Consider the following 19412-nt stretch of genomic DNA (forward strand, 5'->3'; position numbering starts at 1 on the left):
CCGGACTCAATCTTGTAAAGACCTGAATCGGTATCTCAAGACTCGAGGACGGAATGATCCGCAAATATTCCACAACGCTCCACGGTCACCGAACCAGTTTCTCTCTGGAAGAAGCCTTCTTCGAGGAACTGAAGGCCATCGCCTCGGCCCGCGCGATGCCCTTGGCTGCCCTGATTGCCGAAATCGATGATGGCCGGGCGGAAGGCAATCTCTCCTCTGCGCTGCGCCTGCATGTGCTGGCCTGCCTCAAAGGCACGACCGGCCCCTATTGAGCCGGCGGGGGAAGTGTGGAACCGCGAATGACCTGCTGAGCAGGATTGACGGGCATGACTGGCATGGACGGCCCTTCGAATTCCTGCCCGGGAGGCAGGTCGAGCGGCTGGTCCAGACGCTGCTTCTGCCGTTCGGCTTCCGCGGCAGCTTCGGCAGCCGCCTGCGCTGCGGCCGCTTCCGCCGCCTTGCGCACCCGCTCACGCTCCTCCGCACGGGCCGCATAATAGGCCGCTTCACGGCGCAGGCGCAGCTTCTCCTGCGCAATGGCCTGAAGGCGTTCCACGCGATGGCGCTCCCGGTCAAAGGCCCGCAGCGACAGAAAATTGGTCAGTCCCAGCGTATCCACTTTCATGGAAGGCTGCTCAAGAGGTCCGGAGAAATCGAGGCGCAATTGCGGATCGGCTCCCTCGACGCTGTCCGCTCCGGGAGCAAGCGCGAGCGTCACCGTCCCCTGCAGCGCAGCCTCTGCCAGATCGATGTCGCCTTCCGCCGTGACGGTGGCCTCCGGTTTGGCAATGCTCACAGGCTGCACGACCAGCTGACCGCCACCCAACGAGAAAGGCACCGTCACATCCCCCAGCGACGTATTTCCCTCCGTCAGAAGGCGGGAAGCCAAAGCAGACACCCGCGCCGTATCGATCTCGCTGCCGGTCTTGTCCATTTCGGCGATAACCGGCGGCAGCAGAGCCAGATTAAGGCCGGCAATGGTAAGGTCGTCGAAGCGCAGTTCCCCGGAGCCGCCCAGCCCTTTGGCGAGTTCGGCAGCGCTTTTGCCCGCCGCTTCCCCGGACATTTTCAGGGAGAAGCGACCCTCCGCAAGCGGTGCTCCCCGGTTGAACCAGGAAATGGCCGGCGTGGTCCCGTTCGCCGCCTGCAGATTGACCTGCATATAGCCGGAGCCACCCGTATTTCCAAAGCGGGCGGAACCGCTCAAAGTTCCCCCTGCCCATTCGCCGGCGGCTTCGTTCAGAAGCAACTCGCCGTCGGAAGCGGTGAGCTTTGTGTGGAAATTGCGGACGGGTCCGCCAATACCCGTGAAAAAGGTCTGTGCCGTCAGGTCGATTGCCAGCTTGCTGTCAGAAAGCACGCTGTCGCCGAACGTGTCGTTCGAAAGCTTGCCGTCCGCATCGGTCAAAGGCCCATACACGCTTTCGGCAATCCAGCCCAGATCGGCTTCGCCAAGGGCGAGCTGGCCGGAGGCCTTCAGCCCTTCGCTTTTCCGATCGACGGTAAGCCGACCGGAGACGGCATTTCCGGACACCGACCCCTTGATGTCGGTGATATCGATCACATCGGGCGTGAGCGAGAGCCCCGCTGCCAGTGTTCCCGGCATGCCGAGCCCCATGCGGGGCAAGGCGACGCCGGTCATCAGCAGATATGGGGTCGCGTCGTCGCTTTCGAGCTTCGTCTGGAATTGCCCGGTGAGCCCGGCATCATCCGCATAGGCGGCCCTGCCGGTCAGCGAGAAGGCCGTCTTCCCCGCATTCAGCGCGAGCGAAACATCGTTGTCACCATCCTTGGTCTCGGCAATCCGCAGGGACAGCACGCCTTTTTCAACCGCATCGAAGGGCAGCGGCTCCAGCCCCGCCTGGCCGAGCAGCACATTGGCCTTCGGATTTTCCAGCGTCGCCTGCAGATTGAGCCCGGCGCCCTTCGGATAAGACGCCGGATCGGCAAGCCCGAGATCGAGATCGACGCGGCTGCCATTGCTGGTTCCGGCAAGCTTGACGGAAAGTCCGGTCCGATCCTTTCCGCCGGCCGCGAGAGTCACCTTGAGTTCCGTATCGGCAAACCAGCCGGCATGACGCAACAGATGGCCGAGCAGCGGATCGGCCGGCAGCTTCTGCGCAATCATGGCCAGGAAGGGCGCCGGATCAGCGGCCTTGAAGCTCAGCCGCCCATTGGCGCCGAGATCGTCCTTGCTGAAATCGGCGCGACCGATGGCATTGATCTGCGCGCCGGCCAGATCCTTGGCGCTGAAGCGCTCGATCGACAGGGCGTTGTTGGCCAGGGTAAAGACGGTTTCCGTCTGATGCGCCTCCATACCGAAGGCGACGAAACGGTCGGCCTTGAGCTCCGCCGCGATGGCATGGCCGCTCAGGTCCGCCTTGCCATCCTTGCCGAAAAGGGTCGCAAGCGCGCGCAGGCTTTCGAGATCGATCCGGTTGCCGGAAAGCAGGGCCGTCAGTGAAAGGGGTTGCCCCGGAACGGACTGACGTTCGATCCGGCCCTTGAGCGTCGCATCGCCCATCTGGAGCTCCAGCCGCTCGAAACGCTGGAGGTCGGGGGTCAACCGCACATCCGCTTCGAAGCCCAGGGCTCCCATGGTGCGGATATTCGGATCCACCTCCCCGGACATCCAGGATGCCAGGCCGGATGGCTGCCGTGACGCGATCAGAAGATGGCCGTTGAAAGCTGGCATCCCCTTGAGGCCGAGCACACCCTTCGCTTCCAGCTGGGTACGACCGGGCAGAGTGGCCACGGCATTATCGACCACCCATCCGCCCTTTGCCGGCCTGACATCGAGGCGCACATCCCGAATCGAGGTGTCGCCGATCAGGATGGCCGGCAGCTTGAGGCTCGCCCTGCCCGGTACCGAGGGAACCGGAATGCTGGAAATGATCGAGGCGAAATGTTCGAACCGCTTGCGCACGGTATCGCCGGGATCGCGGCCGGTTTTTCCGGCAGCGCCGCTATAGTCGATCCGCGCCACGTCGATCTGCTGGCCGTCGGCCAGCAACAGGAACTCCTGCTCCTTGCCCGTATCGAGGGTCGCCTCGCCCGTCACCACATAGGGATCGGCGGGATCGCCGACTTCCAGCCGGTAATCCGGAACCCGGATCTTCTCATTGGTCAGCTCGAACGACCCCTTGAGCCGCGGTGCAGGCCGCTCCGGATCGGATTTCTGGCTGTCGTCCGGCTGCTGCAGAAAGGCGAGAAAGGTACCCTTGTAGCTCGGCTTGCCATCGATGACCGCCAGCTGCCCTTCCAGCTCGGCGCCGATGGGCCGGTTTGTCGGCATGATGCGGGTGCGCAGGTAAAGCCCGCTATCCTTCCCCTCATCCAGATTTGTCGCCACGGAAAAGCGCGCCGGCTCACCATCGAGCACGGCATCGCCCACCGCCTTCCACGGACCGGCCAGCGATTTGGCCGACATGGCCGCGTTGAGCGCCGTCAGCTTCCGGGTTCGGCCGGACTGCTCGTCGATAAAGGTAATGTTGCCGTTCCGGACCCGGACATTCTCGAGGACGATATTGCGCGCCGGAATCTGCGGCTTGCTTCCGCGCATCCAGTCCAGCGTCCCATCCGGCAGCAGGCGGATGCGTGCCTGCATGTCCTCGATGCGCATGTCAAAGATCAGGGCTTCCCCGGAAAGAACGGGAGCGAGCTCGGCATCCATCGAGAAGCGGGAGACCCGCACCTGCGGCTGTCCGTCCGGTTCGCTCCCCACCCAGACATCGTTCATCGTGATCGAGGGAAAGGGAATGAGACGCGCATCGACAGAGCCGTGCACCACCACTTTCTTCCCGACGATGCGGCTGGCCTGATCCTCGAACTGCTGGCGAAAGCCGGTCCAGTCCACGAAGAATGGCGCAATCAGTGCCGCAAACAGCAGCAGGACCACCAGTCCACCGAGGAATACCAGAATTCGACCTAGCACCGAAACATCACCCAATTGTCATCGCCGCTGCAACGCCTTGGCGCGCAGCCGCCCGGACCCTAGAACAAAGAAAACCGAAAGGGAACAACCGCTTTGGAACCAGCGGGGGAGAACACCAGGCCTTTCGGAAAACCGGTGCCGACTATGGCAGATCACAAGGCCGGATTAAATCAGAAAAGGCTTAACCAGACGGCTGTCGGAGGCTTTGCTCAGAAAATCTTGCCGGGATTGAAGATGTTGTCGGGATCGAGCGCCTGCTTCACCTGACGCATCAAGGCCACGGTCCCGCCCAGTTCCGCCTGCAGGAAGGATTTCTTACCCTGTCCGATCCCGTGTTCTCCGGTGCAGGTACCGTCGAAGGAAAGCGCCCGATCGTTCAGACGCTGGAGAAAGGCCTCCGCCCGCGCGATCTCTCCCGCATCCTTGCCGTCGAAGAGCAGCAGGACATGGAAATTGCCGTCTCCCGCATGGCCGACGATCGGCGCCAGGAACCCATGCTGCGCGATATCGGCCTGGGTCGCGATCACGCATTCCGCAAAGCGCGAAATCGGAACACAAACATCCGTGGAGACCGCATCCAGACCGGGCGCCAGCGCCCGCGCCGCAAAATAGGCGTTGTGCCGCGCCTTCCAGAGCCTTGCCCGTTCCGCCGCATCGACGGTCCATTCGAAGGGCGAGCCGCCGAATTCGGCGACGACCGCTGCAAATTCCTTCGATTGCAGATCCACCGACGCCTGGCTGCCGTGGAACTCCACAAACAGCGTCGGGGCCTCCCTTTGGGACAGACCCGAATAGGCGTTACAGGCACGAATCTGCAGCGGATCCAGCAGCTCGATCCGCGCCACGGGAATACCGAGCTGGATCGTCATGATGACCGCATGGCAGGCCGAGCCGATATCCGGGAAGGAGCAGACACCGCCGGCAATCACCTCGGGAATGCCCTGCAGACGCAGGGTCACCGATGTCAGCACCCCGAGCGTGCCCTCCGCGCCCACGAATAGCCGCGTCATATCGTAACCGGCCGACGATTTTTTCGCGCGGCGCGCGGTGCGGATCTCCTCGCCATTGGCGGTAACGACGGTCAGTGAAAGCACATTGTCCTTCATCGTTCCGTAACGCACCGCATTGGTACCCGACGCCCGCGTCGATGCCATCCCGCCGATGGAGGCATTGGCTCCGGGATCGATGGGAAAGAACAGGCCGGTATCCCGCAGGGCGACATTCAGCGCCTCCCGGGTGATGCCTGGCTCCACGGTACAGTCCAGGTCCTCCGGATTGACCGCAAGCACCCGGTTCATCCCGCTGAAATCCAGCGAAATGCCCCCGCAGGGAGCATTGACCTGCCCCTCGAGCGAGGACCCGGTACCGAAGGGAATCAGGGGAACCCGATGCTCGGCGGCAAGCCGCACCGCCTCCACCACATCCTCCCGGCTCTCCACGAACAGCACGCCGTCGGGTCGCTGGGTGGGGAGATAGGTCGTGGTATGGGCATGCTGGCCCCGCACCGCCTCTCCCGCCTGGAACCGCGCGCCAAAGCGGGCGGCCAGCACGGGCAGAAGGGCGGCAATGCCTGTTTCGTTGCGGGGACCGGGTCTGGCATCGGCTTTCATGATGTTTTCTCCCTGGCCCCGGTCGTCTTCAGCCCGCGTTGATCGGGGCGATGAGGATTTCCACGCGCCGGTTCTGCGCGCGCCCCTCTTCCGAGGCATTGCTGGCAATCGGGCGAGAAGCGCCGAAGCCGACGGCGGACACGCGCCGCTGCTCGATGCCCTGCCCGCCGAGATAGCTGGCGACGGCCAGCGCACGGCGCTCGGAGAGATCCTGATTATGCGCAGCGCTGCCGGTGGAGTCCGTATGACCGTTGATATCGATCAGCGTCTTGTCGAACTTGCGCAGCACGATGGCCACCGAGTTCAGGGTCGGGAAGAAGCCCGGCTTCAAGCCGTCTTGGTCGACGTTGAAGGTAATGTTCGAGGGCATGTTGAGAATGATCCGGTCGCCGACGCGGCTGACGGAAATGCCGGTGCCCTGCAGCTGGGCGCGCAGCTCGGCTTCCTGGTTGTCCATGTAGTTGCCGATCGCACCGCCGGCGAGACCGCCGAGCGCCGCACCGATCAGGGCGCCGTTGCGGCGCTCCGTGGCATCGCCACCGATGGCAAGACCGGCCAGCGCGCCGGCCCCTGCGCCAAGCAGAGCGCCACCTGCTGTCTTCGACATTTTCTGCTCGCCCGTATAGGGGTCGGTGGTCGTGCAGCCTGCGAGGTAGGTCGCGGCCAGGGCAACGAGGGCAATGCGCTTCAGCATGGAATCAGGCTCCGTGATTAAATCCGAATAGAGCCCATAGCATAAAACGCGGCATTTTAATGAGCATGCAAAAGAGACGGCGACCTTCCAGCGCGGGCGGGTGCTGTAATACCGGAGCCTGTGATCGACTTCGCGTGGCGAAACGCGGGGGGATGGAGGCGTAAAGCAGGCTCATGCCGACACTTCATTTATGTAAGCAATCAAGGAGTTGATAAAACCAAAAATGGAATTTCAGTCCAAAGCCTGGATCAGACGAGTAAATATCCAATCAAGTGTTGTTGATGATAAAAGCTGAGGGCCTGTTCGGTGATCCCGCGACAACCGAACCGACGCCCGCGTCGCAGTCCTTAACCCCTCACCTGTCGCAGCCAGTCGTTCACATTATAGTAGTTCGTGACGCGCGTGATCTTGCCGTTACGGATCTCGAAGAACGCCCCTACAAGCAGCGTGTAGCTCTGGCCACGGGCTTCAGGAAACCCTTCCGCCGTATCCGTATAGGTGCCCGTCAGCTGGAATTCCGCGGCGGCCCGTGTCCCGTCCTCGTTGGTGAAGATCATCATGTCGTGGAGCTCTTCCTTATAGGCCGCATTCATATCGCCCATGAAGTGCCGGAAGGCTTCCTTTCCGATCTCTCTCTGGCCCTGGTTGACGTCATGGATCACATCATCGTCCAGAAGACCGAAGAACGCATCCATGTCGCGCCGGTTGAAGGCATCGTAATAGGCGCGGATGATCTCGGTTGCGTTCATGCTGTCCTCCATGGCAGTTTCGGTGCGTCCCCTGCACCGTCCTTCGGAAGACAATACCGAGACCTGAACCCGATGAAAACGCCCTGCGCATGAATATCCAGACCTTCGTCGGAAGGGACGTGACGCCCCATCTTGCCGATCTCGCCCGGCTGCGCATGACCGTATTCCGGGCCTTTCCCTATCTCTATGACGGCTCGATGGACTACGAAATCGAATATCTGGCGACCTATGCCGCCTCGCCGGAGAGCCTGTTTGTCCTTGCCATCGAGGAAGGACAGGTGGTGGGCGCCTCGACAGGCATGCCCATGGCCGACGAGACGGAGGACGTGAGAGCCCCCTTCCTGGCCACCGGACGCGATCCGGCTCGTGTTTTCTATTTCGGCGAAAGCGTGCTTTTGCCGTCCCACCGCGGACGCGGCATCGGGGTGCGGTTCTTCGAGGAACGGGAGGCCTATGCGCGTCGCCTTGGCCGCTTTTCCACCCTCGCATTCTGCGCCGTCGAGCGGTCCACGGATCACCCACTCCGTCCGCCCGGCTACCAGCCGCTCCATGCCTTCTGGCGCAAGCGCGGTTTCGCCCATCATCCGGACCTCGTCGCCCGGTTCAGCTGGACCGATATTGGCGAGAGCGAGGAAACTCAAAAGCCCCTCTCCTTCTGGCTCAAGGACATTGCCCCATGATCAGAGTTGCCGCCTGCCAGTATTCCATCGACCTCATCGAAAGCTGGGATGCCTATGCCCACAGCGTGATGACCCTGTGCCGGGAAGCCGCAGACCAGGGTGCGAGCCTGCTTGTCCTGCCGGAATACGCGGCCATGGTTCTCACCGGGCAATTGCCAGCGGATATCCGCTCCGATCTGCATGGCTCGCTGCGAGAAATGCAGCCGCTGATCCCCCGTTTCGTGGAATTGTCGGAAGAGATCGCCCGCAATCTCGGCGTCTATCTCGTCAATGGCTCGGCGCCGGTGCTCGATCCCGACGGGCACTACCGCAACAGATCCTGGTTCTTCGGGCCGAACGGCCTGATCGGCACCCAGGACAAGCTGATGATGACCCGTTTCGAACGGGAACAGTGGCACATTTCCGCCGGCCAGGGCCTGAAACTCTTCGAAACGCCCATCGGCCGCTTCGGCATCCTGATCTGCTATGACAACGAGTTTCCGATGCTTGCCCGCACCTTGTCGGAAGCCGGTGCGGACATGATTCTTGCGCCGTCCTGCACGGACAAGGAGGCGGGTTACCACCGGGTTCGCGTCGGTGCACAGGCGCGCGCGCTGGAAAACCAGATCGCGGTTCTGGTCGCCCCCACGGTTGGCTCGGCCCCGTGGTCTCCCGCCGTCGACGAGAACGTCGGTCGGGCAGCCCTCTATGTCCCCTCCGACTATGGCATGCCGCCCTCCGGCATCTATGCCGAAAGCACGGATTTGCAGCCCGGCTCCAGCCGGTGGCTGATCACCGATATCGATCTTGCGGAAGTACGGCGCTTGCGGACGGAGGGGCAAGTCGCAACGAACCGGGACTGGCCCGAGCAGTTCGAACGGATCTGACCGTTCAGGCGCCCGGAGCCAGAGGGGCCGCGAGATGCGCCGCGTGGCGCATTTCCTCGGCAAGCCGGCGTTCCTCGTCCGCATGGGGTTTCGAGAAGCGGGCGAGCAGCAGATAGGCGACCGGCGTGACGTAAAGCGTCACGATCACCGCCATGCCCAAGCCGCCGACGATCACCCAGCCGAGCGCCACCCGCGCCTCGGCCCCCGCGCCGGTGGCAAGAACGAGCGGCACCCCGCCGAGAATGGTGCAGATCATGGTCATCATGACCGGACGCAGGCGGATCAGGCAGGCCTCTTCGATGGCTTCCCGGACCGAGCGGCCATGATCGCGCAACTGGTTGGCGAATTCGACGATCAGAATGCCGTTCTTGGCCATCACCCCGATCAGCAGCACCAGGCCGATCTGGCTATAGATGTTGAGGCTCGTTCCGGTCATGACAAGTGCAAAGGCGGCGCAGGCAAGCCCGAGCGGCACCGTCGTCATGATCACCAGCGCACTGATGCCGCTTTCGAATTGGGCCGCAAGCACCAGGAAGATGATCAGGAAGGCAAAGCCGAAGGTCACGAACATGCCGTTCGAATTCTCTTGCAGCGTCGCTGCTTCCGAGAGGGGCATCAGCCGCACGCCGGCAGGCAGAAGCGTTGCGGCAATCTCGTTGGTTTTGGCAACGGCCTGACCCAGCGTCACGCCGTCCTTGAGGCCCGCCGTGATGGAGACGCTGGCGAGCTGCTGCTCCCGCGTCAGTTGCGGCGGTACGGACTTTTCCTCGAAACGCGCAATGGCCGAGAGAGGCACCACACGGCCGTCACCGGCGCGCAGGAACACGTTCTCCAGATCTCCGGGATCGTTCACCGGTCGGCTCTCTGCGGTCAGGCGGATCGGATAGAGCTTACCCCCGGTATGCACCTCACCCGTCTTGTAACCGGCCAGCAGCGCCTGCAGCGTCAGCGAAACCGTACTGGTGGAAACACCCAGGCTCGCGGCGCGGTCGCGGTCGAGATCGACGGTAATCTGCGGTCGCGCGGAATCGTTGGACAGTCGCGGCTGATCGAAGAGGCCGGTTTCATCCAAGGCGGTCACCAGCTTGTTGGCCGCATCGTTCAGAACCGCGCGATCATTGCCCAGCAATGCCACCTGCAGACCACTTCCCGCCCCCCGGATGCGCAGGCTGTTGGGCTGGAAGGCGGTCACCCGCACGCCGGGGATGGTGGATGTCAGCTTGGTAATGTCGGCGGCAATGGCATTCTGGCTGCGGGCGCGGCCCTCCCAGGGGGCGAGCGTCAGCACCACGAAACCGCTATTGGCGCTTCCGCCCTGCCCGGAGATAGAGAATGTATTCGCCACCTCGCCGCTTTTGCGCAGCGGCAACAGGTTTTCCTCGATGCGGCGAATCTGGTCGCGCATGTAATCGAGGCTGACGCCTTCCGGCGCCTGCACGCGCAGCATCACCATGGAGCGGTCTTCGCGCGGTGTCAGTTCCTGCGGCACCCGCGTAAAGGCCACATAGGCAAAAACCGAGAAGACCAGCGATACGGCAATCACGACCATCGGCGCGTTGAGGCAGGCGCGAACCGTCCTCCGGTAGAAGCCGGAGAAGGCATCGCCGATGCGGCTCGGCTTTTCCATCGACTCTCCGCCGCCGCCCTTCAGCATCCGCGAGGCGAGCATCGGGCAGAGGGTTAGCGAAACGATGGACGAGAGGAGGATCGAGAAGGCGAGAACGAAGCCGAATTCCTTGAACAGTCCACCCACCTGCCCCGGCAGGAAGGACAGCGGCACGAAAACCGAAGCGAGCGTCAGTGTCGTCGCGATCACCGCAAAAAAGACCTGCCGCGTTCCGAGCACGGCAGCCGCCCGCGGCCCCATGCCCTCATGCATGCGCCGAACGATGTTCTCGAGCACCACGATGGCATCGTCCACCACCATCCCGGTCGCCAGCACCACGGCCAGCAGCGTCAGAATGTTGATGGAAAAACCTGCGAGCCAGACCGCCGCCAGCGTTCCGATCAGCGCCACCGGCAGCGACACGGCCGGAATGATCGTCGCCCGCCAGTCGCGCAGGAACAGATAAAGCACCACGACCACGATGACGCAGGCAAGCACCAATGCATTGACCACTTCATGGATCGAGCCGCGAATGAAGGCAGCATCGTCGCTGGTGACCGTCAGCGTCGTTCCCTTGGGCAGCGAGGCCTGGAGATCGGCGACCACCTGCTTCACGCCATTGGAAATATCGAGCGTATTCGACTGGGCCTGCCGGATGATGCCGAGACCGATGCCGGCCCGGCCATTCGCCCGGAGCGCGGAACTCCCGTCTTCCGGGCCCACCGTAACCGTCGCGACATCCCCCAGAGTCACCCGGTCCTTGACGACAAGCCGTTCGAAGGCCTGCGGATCGGTAAGTCCGACTGCGGCACGCACCACAAGCTCCTGCCGTCCGCCGGAAAGCGATCCTGCCGGTACGTCAAGCGCCACATCGGCAAGGGCCGATTGCAGATCGGAAAAGGTCAGGCCACGGCTGGCAAGCGCCGCCTGGTTCACATCGATCCGATAAACCTTCTCCGCATCGCCATAGGTTTCCACATCGGCAACACCCTGAACGGCGGCAAGTCGATCGGAAATCTCGTCTTCCACAAGCTGCGTGAGATCGTCCATGCCGAGCGTATCGGAGGTGATCGCAAGCCGCATGACAGGCTGGCTGTCGGCGTCCGCCTTGACCACCTGCGGCTCGTCCGCCTCCTCGGGCAATTGGCCCGTGACCCGGGACAGCGCATTGCGCACATCCGTCGAGGCGACATTGATATCCGTGCCCGAGACGAATTCGAGTGTGACACGGCTTGAGCCGTAGGAGGAGGAGGACGAAATCGACTTCAGTCCGGAAACACGCGACACCGCGCTTTCCACCACCCGGCTCAGCCGCTCGTCGACCGTTTCGGGCGAAGCGCCGCTGAACGAGGTGTTGACGGTGATCACGGGCCTGTCGACATCGGGCAGCTCGCGCACCTCGATCCCGAGATAGGCGGCAAGGCCGGCCACCACGATCAGCGCGTTGAACACCAGCGCCAGCACCGGCCGGCGGATGAAGAGAGCAGTGAACGTATCCGTCGCTCCGGCCGGTTCAGCGGCGGCAGCGGCGGTTTCCGCAACCGGATCGGTCGCCGTCAGGTCCTCGCCGGCGCCGCTCATGCGCCCGCTCCCGGCTTGTCGACCTTGACCTCCATGCCGGGACGCAGGCGTTGGACGCCCTCCGTCACCAGCCGGTCGCCGGTCTTGATGTCACCCTTGAAAAGCACCCGGTCCGCATCGCGCTGGACGACGGCGCCGCGCACCTTCTCCGCCTTGTCGCCCTCCGCGAGACGCCAGACATACGCCCCTTCGGCATCCCATTGCACGGCCAGCGGATCGACGGCCGGATAGTGTTCCCCCGCGAAGCGAAGAGTGACGGTAAAGGACATGCCGCCCCGGAGCCGGTCATCCCCGTTGCCGATTTTCGCCCGCACCCGGATGGTGCGGCTGACCGCGTCCATCTGGTTGTCGACGGCCGCGATCACGCCCTCGAATACTTCGCCGGGAAAGGCAATCGTCCGGGCTTCGAGCGCCATGCCGGCCTTGAGATAGGATACGAAATGTTCCGGGACGTAGAAATCGACGAGCAATGACGAACGGTCATCCAGCACCACGATTGGGGTCGACGGCGTGACATAGGCTCCCAGACTGACCTGGACGATCCCGGCAACCCCATCCGCTGGCGCCACGATATCCCGCTTTTTCAGATCGGCTTCGGCAATGTTCAGCTCCAGCTGGGCTTCTTCCGCCGTCACGCCCGCCGTGAACTGTTGCAGCCGTGTGATGGAGGCATTGGAGCCTTCATAGGTCTTCTTGGTTTCCAGAGAGCCCTTGAGCGTCACCGCCGCCTTGTCGCGCGCCAGGAGCTCGGACTGGTTGTCGAGCTGGCCGAGCAGCTGCCCGGCCTTGACCGCATCGCCGGGCTTGACGTTCAGCTGCGTCACCACGCCCGAACCCTGCGGCATCACGGTGACAGAATTCAGCGCCTCTCCGGTGCCGATGGCATCGAGACGGGCATTGGCCACGCCGTCGGTTACGGACACGACCACCACCAGCGGCGGTCCGTCTGCACGCCGGCCAGGCCCGCCACCCGCACCGCTCTGTCCCTGCGCCCCGGCAGCCGCCGTCCTCTCCGCGGGCTTTCCGCTGGCGCGCGCCAGAAGGGCGGCCCCCTCCGGGGTAAACCAGACGGCGATGGCCGCCCCGGCGACAAGCACCCCGAGGCTCAAGCCCAGTTGCTTAGCAAGTCTCATTCGTGGCTCCGGCAGAAGAAGCGGGAGAACGGCGACGGAGGTCGCCTGCTCCCGGCAATGTTCGTTTCAATATGGTTTTTTTGCTCGAACGGGCAAGCCGATACCGCATGCCGCGAGATGAAGATTTGGTAAGGTTTGTTGACTTACGCCTCAAAGCCTGTAGGCCATCCGGTAGAATGAAAGGCGAACATTGATTCTGGCCTTTCCCCGGATAATCGCTACATTACAGCTGATGACAAATATATACGACGACATTCCGTTCTTCGATGAGGATCAGGCGCCACAGCCGGTCAAGCCTGTGCAGCCGCAATCCGCGCCGCAGCCTTCGGGCATTGCAGCGCGGGCGCTGGCTGCCCGCGGGGCCAGCCAGGCGACGCCTGACTACCTGGTGACGCTGAACCCGGAACAGCGCGAAGCAGTGGAAAGCGTCGATGGTCCCGTGCTGGTTCTCGCCGGCGCCGGCACCGGCAAGACCCGGGTGCTCACCACCCGCATCGCGCATATTCTGGCCACCGGCCGCGCCTGGCCGAGCCAGATCCTCGCCGTCACCTTCACCAACAAGGCCGCCCGCGAGATGAAGGAGCGCATCGGCGTTCTGGCCGGCCATGCGGTGGAAGGCATGCCGTGGCTTGGCACATTCCACTCGATCGGCGTGAAGCTTCTGCGCCGCCATGCCGAGCTTGCAGGCCTGCGGTCCGATTTTACCATCCTCGATACGGACGACGTCATTCGCCTGATCAAGCAGCTGATCCAGGCGGAAGGTCTGGACGACAAGCGCTGGCCCGCCCGCCAGTTTGCCGGCATGATCGACGGCTGGAAGAACAAGGGATTGCTGCCCGCCGACATTCCGGAAGGCGATGCGCGTTCCTTCGGGAACGGCAAGGGCCGCGAGCTCTACGCCGCCTACCAGAACCGCCTGAAGACCCTGAATGCCTGCGACTTCGGCGACCTGCTGCTGCATCCCATCGCGATCTTCCGCAAGAATCCTGACATCCTGAAGGACTATCACCAGAAGTTCCGCTACATCCTCGTCGACGAGTATCAGGACACAAATACCGCGCAGTACATGTGGTTGCGCCTTCTCGCCCAGCGCCCGAAAGGCGAGCCGCAGAATGTCTGCTGCGTCGGCGACGACGACCAGTCCATCTATGGATGGCGCGGCGCCGAGGTGGATAATATCCTGCGCTTCGAGAAAGACTTTCCGGGCGCCAAGGTCATCAAGCTGGAGCGGAATTACCGCTCCACCGAGCATATTCTGGGTGCCGCTGGCCACCTGATCGCTCACAACGAGGGCCGTCTCGGCAAGACACTGTTCACGGAACGCACCGACCCGGATGACGAGAAGGTCATCGTTCACGCGGCCTGGGATTCCGAAGAGGAAGCCCGCGCCGTCGGCGAGGAAATCGAGCAGCTTCAGCGCAAGAAGCATCCGCTGAACCATATGGCGATCCTCGTGCGCGCCTCCTTCCAGATGCGTGAATTCGAAGACCGTTTCGTGACGCTCGGTCTGAACTACCGCGTCATCGGCGGCCCGCGCTTCTACGAACGGCTCGAAATCCGCGACGCCATGGCCTATTTCCGCCTCGTCTGCCAGCCCGCAGACGATCTCGCCTTCGAGCGGATCGTCAACACGCCGAAGCGGGGGCTCGGCGACACGACCGTCCGCAACCTGCACGACTATGCCCGTGCCCGCGACATTCCCATGCTGCAGGCGGCGGCCGACATCATCGAAACGGACGAACTGAAACCGAAGGCCCGCAAGGCTCTGTTCGACGTCGTCACCGATTTCCGCCGCTGGCAGGGTCTTCTGGAAAACACGCCGCACACGCAGCTGGCCGAACAGATTCTCGACGAAAGCGGCTATACCGCCATGTGGCAGGCGGATAAATCAGCCGAAGCCCCGGGCCGTCTGGAAAACCTGAAGGAACTCATCCGCTCGATGGAAGCCTTCGAGAGCCTGCGCGGCTTTCTGGAGCACGTGGCGCTCGTCATGGATGCCGAGCAGAACGAGGATCTCGACGCCGTCTCGATCATGACGCTGCATTCCGCCAAGGGCCTGGAATTCGAGACCGTCTTCCTGCCGGGCTGGGAAGAAGGCCTCTTCCCCCACCAGCGGGCGCTGGATGAAGGCGGGCGCTCCGGTCTCGAGGAAGAGCGGCGGCTTGCCTATGTGGGCATTACCCGCGCCAAGCGCCGCTGCCATATCTGGTTCGTCTCCAACCGGCGCATCCACGGCCTGTGGCAATCGACCCTGCCCTCCCGCTTCCTCGACGAACTTCCCCCCGCCCATGTGGACGTGGCGGAATCCGAAACCTCCTATGGCGGCTATGGCGGACGCGGCGGCTATGGCCAGTCCCGGTTCGACCGGGCCGATCCCTTCGCCAACTCCTACAATTCCCCGGGCTGGAAGCGGGCCCAGCAGAATGCCAACGCCTCGACCCGCGAGAACTGGGGCACCCGGTCCGGCCATCAGGTCGAGCGGATCGGCTATGGCGAGAGCGGTCCACGCGGTCGCACCATCGACGGCGAACTGGTGGCGAAATCCGTCTCGGACTCCCCCTCGCGCTTCTCCGTCGGTGAACGCGTGTTCCACCTGAAATTCGGCAATGGCAATATCAAGGGCATCGAGGGCAACAAGCTGACCATCGATTTCGACAAGGCGGGCGAAAAACGGGTGCTGGAAGGATTTGTCGAAAAGGTGGGGTGAGAGTCGTTCGTCATGCGCCTTTAGGCGGCTGACCTCGATATTCCAACTGGAAACCCCCTCCCTTGCGAAAGCCAAGTGCTTGATATTGCAAGGGAGGGGAGCCAACTGCGCCCATAAGCAGTCGCTTCTATTACACCACCCGCTCCAGTCGTTGATAGCTGGCCTCCATGCCATGCTCCATTCCGGAAGACAGCATGGCCTCGACGGTTGCCGCATCGGGCAGCGACATGCGCATGGTCATGCGCGTACCCGCCCCCTCGGCGGCAAAGGTCGTCTCCACATGATTGTCGGGTGTGGGGTCAGGAAGGAACATGCGCTCCACATGGACAATCCGGCTGAAGGGTTCCAGCAGGACATATTCTCCGGTCAGGTGGAACCCGCCGCCCTTGCCGTCCGACCATTCGTAGCGGATCGCGCCGCCCGGGCGGGCATCGCTGACGCAGACAGGCATGGTCCATCCCTCCGGCCCCAGCAGCCACTTCTGGAGCAGCGCCGGTTCCGTATGCGCCCGAAAGACGAGTTCGGGGCGCGCCGCAAAGAAGCGGGTGACGATGAGATGGCGTTCGCCGTCCCGCTTGAGGGTCAGTCCGGTCATGCTTTTTCTCCGTGGTTGTTGTCGATTTCAGCCAGAAGGCTGTCCAGTCGGCTGTAATTTGCCTCCAGAACCCGCCGGAGGTCGGCGAGCCAGTGATCGATCCGGTCGAGTGCCCCCGCTTCCAGCCGGCATGGACGCCGGCTGCCCTCAACGCGTCGGGAAATGAGCCCGGCCCCCTCCAGAACCTTCAGGTGTTTGGAGATGGCGGGCTGAGACATGGAGAACGGCTCGGCCAGCTCAAGAACCGTGGCCTCGCCGAGTGCCAACCGGGCGAGAATGGCGCGCCGGGTCGCATCGGAAAGAGCCGCAAACGTCAGATCGAGTGGCTTTGCCATTGAAAACTCCATAACTTAATGGCTATATAACCATCCTGTTATTTCATGTCAACCGAGTCGCGAATTTTTCTCGTCGTGCAGCAACTCCTGCTTTTCCGCCGCAGTTTGGCCGCTATGATCCCGCAGCCATCCTGCTCGTTCATGCACTCACCGGAATATCTCATGCTTTTCAGATCGACCTTTGCCCGCATCGCTCCTGCTGCAATGCTGGCTGCGAGCCTTTCCCTTTCTTCGCTCGCGTCGGCGGAGCCTGCCTCGCCCTCCATCGAACAGTATCGGCTCGACAATGGCCTCACGGTAGTTCTGGCGCCCTCCAGCACCTCGCAAACCGTCAGCACGGTCGTCCTTTATGAAGTCGGCTCGGCGGATGAGAAACCGGGACGCTCGGGCTTCGCGCATCTCTTCGAACATCTGATGTTCGAGGGCACCCATGACGTGCCGGATTACGATGCCGCGATTTCCGCTGTCGGGGGTGACAACAATGCCTATACGGAATGGGATTCGACCACCTACCACAACACCGGCCCCAAGGAGGCACTGCCCGAATTCATCCGTCTGGAAGCGGATCGCATGGCCAACCTCGCCAATGCGGTGACGAAGGAGGATCTGGATAACCAGCGTGAAGTGGTGCTGAACGAGATGCGCCAGAACACGCTGGACAGCCCCGGCGGCGCAGCGGTGGAGCAGATGAACGTCACGCTGGCGCCCGCCGGACATCCCTACGCCCACGCCGTGATCGGTTCCATCAAGGATCTTCAGGCGGCCCGGCTGGAAGATGTCGTGGCCTTTCACCGGACCCATTACGTGCCGGACCGCGCCACGCTGTCCATTTCCGGCAATTTCGATCCGGAACGCGCGAAAGCCGATATTGCCAAAACCTTCGGTCTCATTCCCAAGCCGGACCGGGGATGGGCGATCTCCCGTTGGTTCGCGGACATGCTGGATACGGTCGGCCTGGGGTCCAGCCCCGCTGTGGTTCCGCCGCTGGACGAGCAGAAATCGCTGGTGTTCAAGGATGCGGTCACCGAACCGGCGATCAGTCTGGCCTGGCCGGGTCCGGAAGGTCTGTCGAAGGACGCGGTGAAGCACATGCTGCTCGGGGCCGTTCTTTCAACCGGCAAGTCCTCTCTCCAGCAGAAGCTGGTCATCGATGAGCGGATCGCCGATTCCGCCGGCGCGGGCTTCGAATTCCGCAATCTCGGCGGCACCTTTACCGTGAGTGCTTCCGCCGCCAAGGGCGTGGATGCGGACAAGCTTGAAAAGGCGCTGCGCGAGACGCTGGATACAGTCACGCGCGACGGCATCTCTCTGGAGGCGCTGGATGCCGCTCGCTCCCAGCTGAAGGAGGGCATGGACAACTTGCCCAATCAGCCGCTTGGCTTCGCGATTACCCTGGCAAACACAGCCGCCTGGGGCGGCAATGCCGGCGAATGGCGGGAGCAGGAACGGCTTGCCGCCGAAATCACGCCGGCCGAACTGACCGAGACGCTGGCCGCCCTGCTCAAGGCCCATCCGGTCGCCGTTCGGCTGCAGCCCGGCCCGCGTAACGCCACGTTCCCGCCGGCGCTGGCCGATTCCACCGGCACGCTCGAACCCGAGCCATCCGAAGCCCGCGCGGACATCCCCATGCCGCGGCTGGAAGCGGTCGAGGCGGCCGGCATCCAGATGCCCGACATGGCCGAACGCAAGCTCGCCAATGGGGCGACCCTGAAAGTCTACCGCAGCACGGACCAGCAGCGCGCGAATATTGCCATCGTCGTGCCGGGCGGCAACACCGCGCTGCCGCCGGCACTGGCGGACATCGCCGTCGGCATCGGCAGCCGTGGCCTTGGCGATACGCCCCTGGTCACCCTAGACCAGAAACTGAAGCAGGAGGGAATTGGCCTCAGCGGCAACGCGGGTGCCTATCGTTCCGTGCTGGGGGCAAGTGCGCCGCTGAAGAAATTCGATATGGCGGCCGGCTATCTGGCCGATGCCATCACCAAGCCCCGTTTCGATCCGAAGGAATGGAAGGCGCTCATCGAGGGCGCCGCAACCGGCATCGACCAGAGAAAGCTCGATCCCGGTTATCAGGCCCTGCGCGGTCTCGTGGAACAGCTGTATCCAGCCGATGCGGCGGAAGCCCGGGAAAGCACGGCGGACGGGTTGAAGGCACTCACGCCCGAACAGGCGAAGGAGGCGTTCTTTGGCCTCGTCCAGCCGCAACGATCCGTGGTTCATGTGGTATCCAGTCTCGATCCCGATGACGTCAAGGCGCGGCTCGACAAGGCCTTTGCCGGCTGGACCGGCGGCCAGAGCGCACCGGTTTCGCCCGAACCGGTCCGGCCTGCCGTCAAGGACGGCAAGAGCCTGCGCCCGGTCGAGGGCGCAACCCAGAGCATGCTGACGATCGCGATGAAGGCGCCCTCGCCCGAAACGCCCGAGGGCCCCGCCTTCGATCTCGCCACCCGCATTCTTGGCGGCACGTTCAAGAGCCGCCTCAATCTGATCCTCCGGGAGCAGAAAGGCTGGTCCTATGGCATCAACGCCTCGACCCAGGGCACCCGCGGGCTCGACAATGCCCTGCTTTACATCCAGGCGGCGGTGGATACGGCCCATACGGAGGATTCGCTGGCAGAGGTACGCCGCATCGTGAAAGAACTGGCCAGCAAGCCCATCACCGAAGAGGAATTCGAGACCGCGCGGAAAACCATGAAGGCCGAATTCCTGTCGGCAACCGCCAATACCGACAGCATGACGGGGCTGATCATCGGCCTCGAATCGACCGGATATGGCCTTGGCGACCTCGCCACCTATGTTGAGCGTATCGATGCGCTGAGCCTTGCCGATGTTCAGGCCGCCGCCAACAGGATTGCCGCGCTACCCATGGCGATTTCCGTGGCCGGCGATCCGAAGCTGATCAAGTAAGGGCGTCCGGGCGCC

13 protein-coding genes are annotated in these 19412 nt (G+C 63.2%); 5 read left to right on the forward strand and 8 right to left on the reverse strand.

All coding sequences use genetic code 11. The features are described 5' to 3' along the window. Positions 1 to 53 precede the first annotated feature (53 nt). Positions 54 to 272 carry a ribbon-helix-helix domain-containing protein gene (locus ACT54B_RS01390; protein ID WP_476042293.1) on the forward strand — a complete coding sequence of 73 codons (219 nt, stop codon included), beginning with the start codon at positions 54 to 56 and terminating at the stop codon, positions 270 to 272. Here the strand turns inward: ACT54B_RS01390 and ACT54B_RS01395 are convergent. From ACT54B_RS01395 to ACT54B_RS01410, 4 genes are all read right to left on the reverse strand, one after another. After that, positions 266 to 3949, reverse strand: a complete 3684-nt coding sequence (locus ACT54B_RS01395; RefSeq protein ID WP_476042295.1) for an AsmA family protein — start codon at positions 3947 to 3949, stop codon at positions 266 to 268. The genes ACT54B_RS01390 and ACT54B_RS01395 overlap by 7 nt on opposite strands. Positions 3950 to 4143: 194 nt before the next feature. Then, positions 4144 to 5544 (reverse strand): FAD-binding oxidoreductase, encoded by a 1401-nt coding sequence (locus ACT54B_RS01400; protein WP_476042297.1) that lies wholly within the window; start codon positions 5542 to 5544, stop codon positions 4144 to 4146. 28 nt (positions 5545 to 5572) lie between these two features. Then, positions 5573 to 6238, reverse strand: coding sequence for a YiaD family glycine zipper/OmpA-like lipoprotein (locus tag ACT54B_RS01405; protein WP_476042299.1), 666 nt, complete (start codon positions 6236 to 6238; stop codon positions 5573 to 5575). Between the two features lie 347 nt (positions 6239 to 6585). Next, the gene (locus ACT54B_RS01410; protein WP_476042300.1) at positions 6586 to 6987 is read right to left on the reverse strand and encodes a ketosteroid isomerase-related protein; all 402 of its coding nucleotides are present in this window, start codon (positions 6985 to 6987) and stop codon (positions 6586 to 6588) included. Between the two features lie 89 nt (positions 6988 to 7076). Here ACT54B_RS01410 and ACT54B_RS01415 point away from each other — a divergent pair, with 89 nt between their 5' ends. Both ACT54B_RS01415 and ACT54B_RS01420 read left to right on the forward strand, forming a co-directional pair. Further along, a complete protein-coding gene (locus ACT54B_RS01415; RefSeq protein ID WP_476042302.1) occupies positions 7077 to 7667 on the forward strand; it encodes a GNAT family N-acetyltransferase in 591 nt (196 codons plus the stop codon). After that, the gene (locus ACT54B_RS01420; protein ID WP_476042304.1) at positions 7664 to 8533 is read left to right on the forward strand and encodes a carbon-nitrogen hydrolase family protein; all 870 of its coding nucleotides are present in this window, start codon (positions 7664 to 7666) and stop codon (positions 8531 to 8533) included. The genes ACT54B_RS01415 and ACT54B_RS01420 overlap by 4 nt, the downstream gene beginning before the upstream one ends. Positions 8534 to 8537: 4 nt before the next feature. Here the strand turns inward: ACT54B_RS01420 and ACT54B_RS01425 are convergent, their stop codons facing one another. Both ACT54B_RS01425 and ACT54B_RS01430 read right to left on the reverse strand, forming a co-directional pair. Beyond that, on the reverse strand, positions 8538 to 11720 hold the full coding sequence (locus tag ACT54B_RS01425) for an efflux RND transporter permease subunit (RefSeq protein WP_476042306.1): 3183 nt from the start codon (positions 11718 to 11720) through the stop codon (positions 8538 to 8540). Further along, positions 11717 to 12853, reverse strand: a complete 1137-nt coding sequence (locus ACT54B_RS01430; protein WP_476042308.1) for an efflux RND transporter periplasmic adaptor subunit — start codon at positions 12851 to 12853, stop codon at positions 11717 to 11719. The genes ACT54B_RS01425 and ACT54B_RS01430 overlap by 4 nt, the downstream gene beginning before the upstream one ends. A 232-nt stretch (positions 12854 to 13085) precedes the next feature. Between ACT54B_RS01430 and ACT54B_RS01435 the strand changes: the two genes are divergently transcribed. After that, complete coding sequence (locus ACT54B_RS01435; protein ID WP_476042309.1) at positions 13086 to 15560, forward strand: ATP-dependent helicase; 2475 nt, start codon at positions 13086 to 13088, stop codon at positions 15558 to 15560. Between the two features lie 130 nt (positions 15561 to 15690). Here the strand turns inward: ACT54B_RS01435 and ACT54B_RS01440 are convergent, their stop codons facing one another. Next, positions 15691 to 16155 carry an SRPBCC domain-containing protein gene (locus ACT54B_RS01440; RefSeq protein WP_476042311.1) on the reverse strand — a complete coding sequence of 155 codons (465 nt, stop codon included), beginning with the start codon at positions 16153 to 16155 and terminating at the stop codon, positions 15691 to 15693. Then, positions 16152 to 16490, reverse strand: coding sequence for an ArsR/SmtB family transcription factor (locus ACT54B_RS01445; protein WP_476042313.1), 339 nt, complete (start codon positions 16488 to 16490; stop codon positions 16152 to 16154). Before ACT54B_RS01445 ends, ACT54B_RS01440 begins: the two co-directional genes overlap by 4 nt. A 162-nt stretch (positions 16491 to 16652) precedes the next feature. Between ACT54B_RS01445 and ACT54B_RS01450 the strand changes: the two genes are divergently transcribed. Further along, positions 16653 to 19397, forward strand: a complete 2745-nt coding sequence (locus ACT54B_RS01450) for a M16 family metallopeptidase (protein ID WP_476042315.1) — start codon at positions 16653 to 16655, stop codon at positions 19395 to 19397. Positions 19398 to 19412: the final 15 nt, after the last annotated feature.

It is taken from the genome of Gellertiella sp. DMC107, assembly GCF_056313605.1.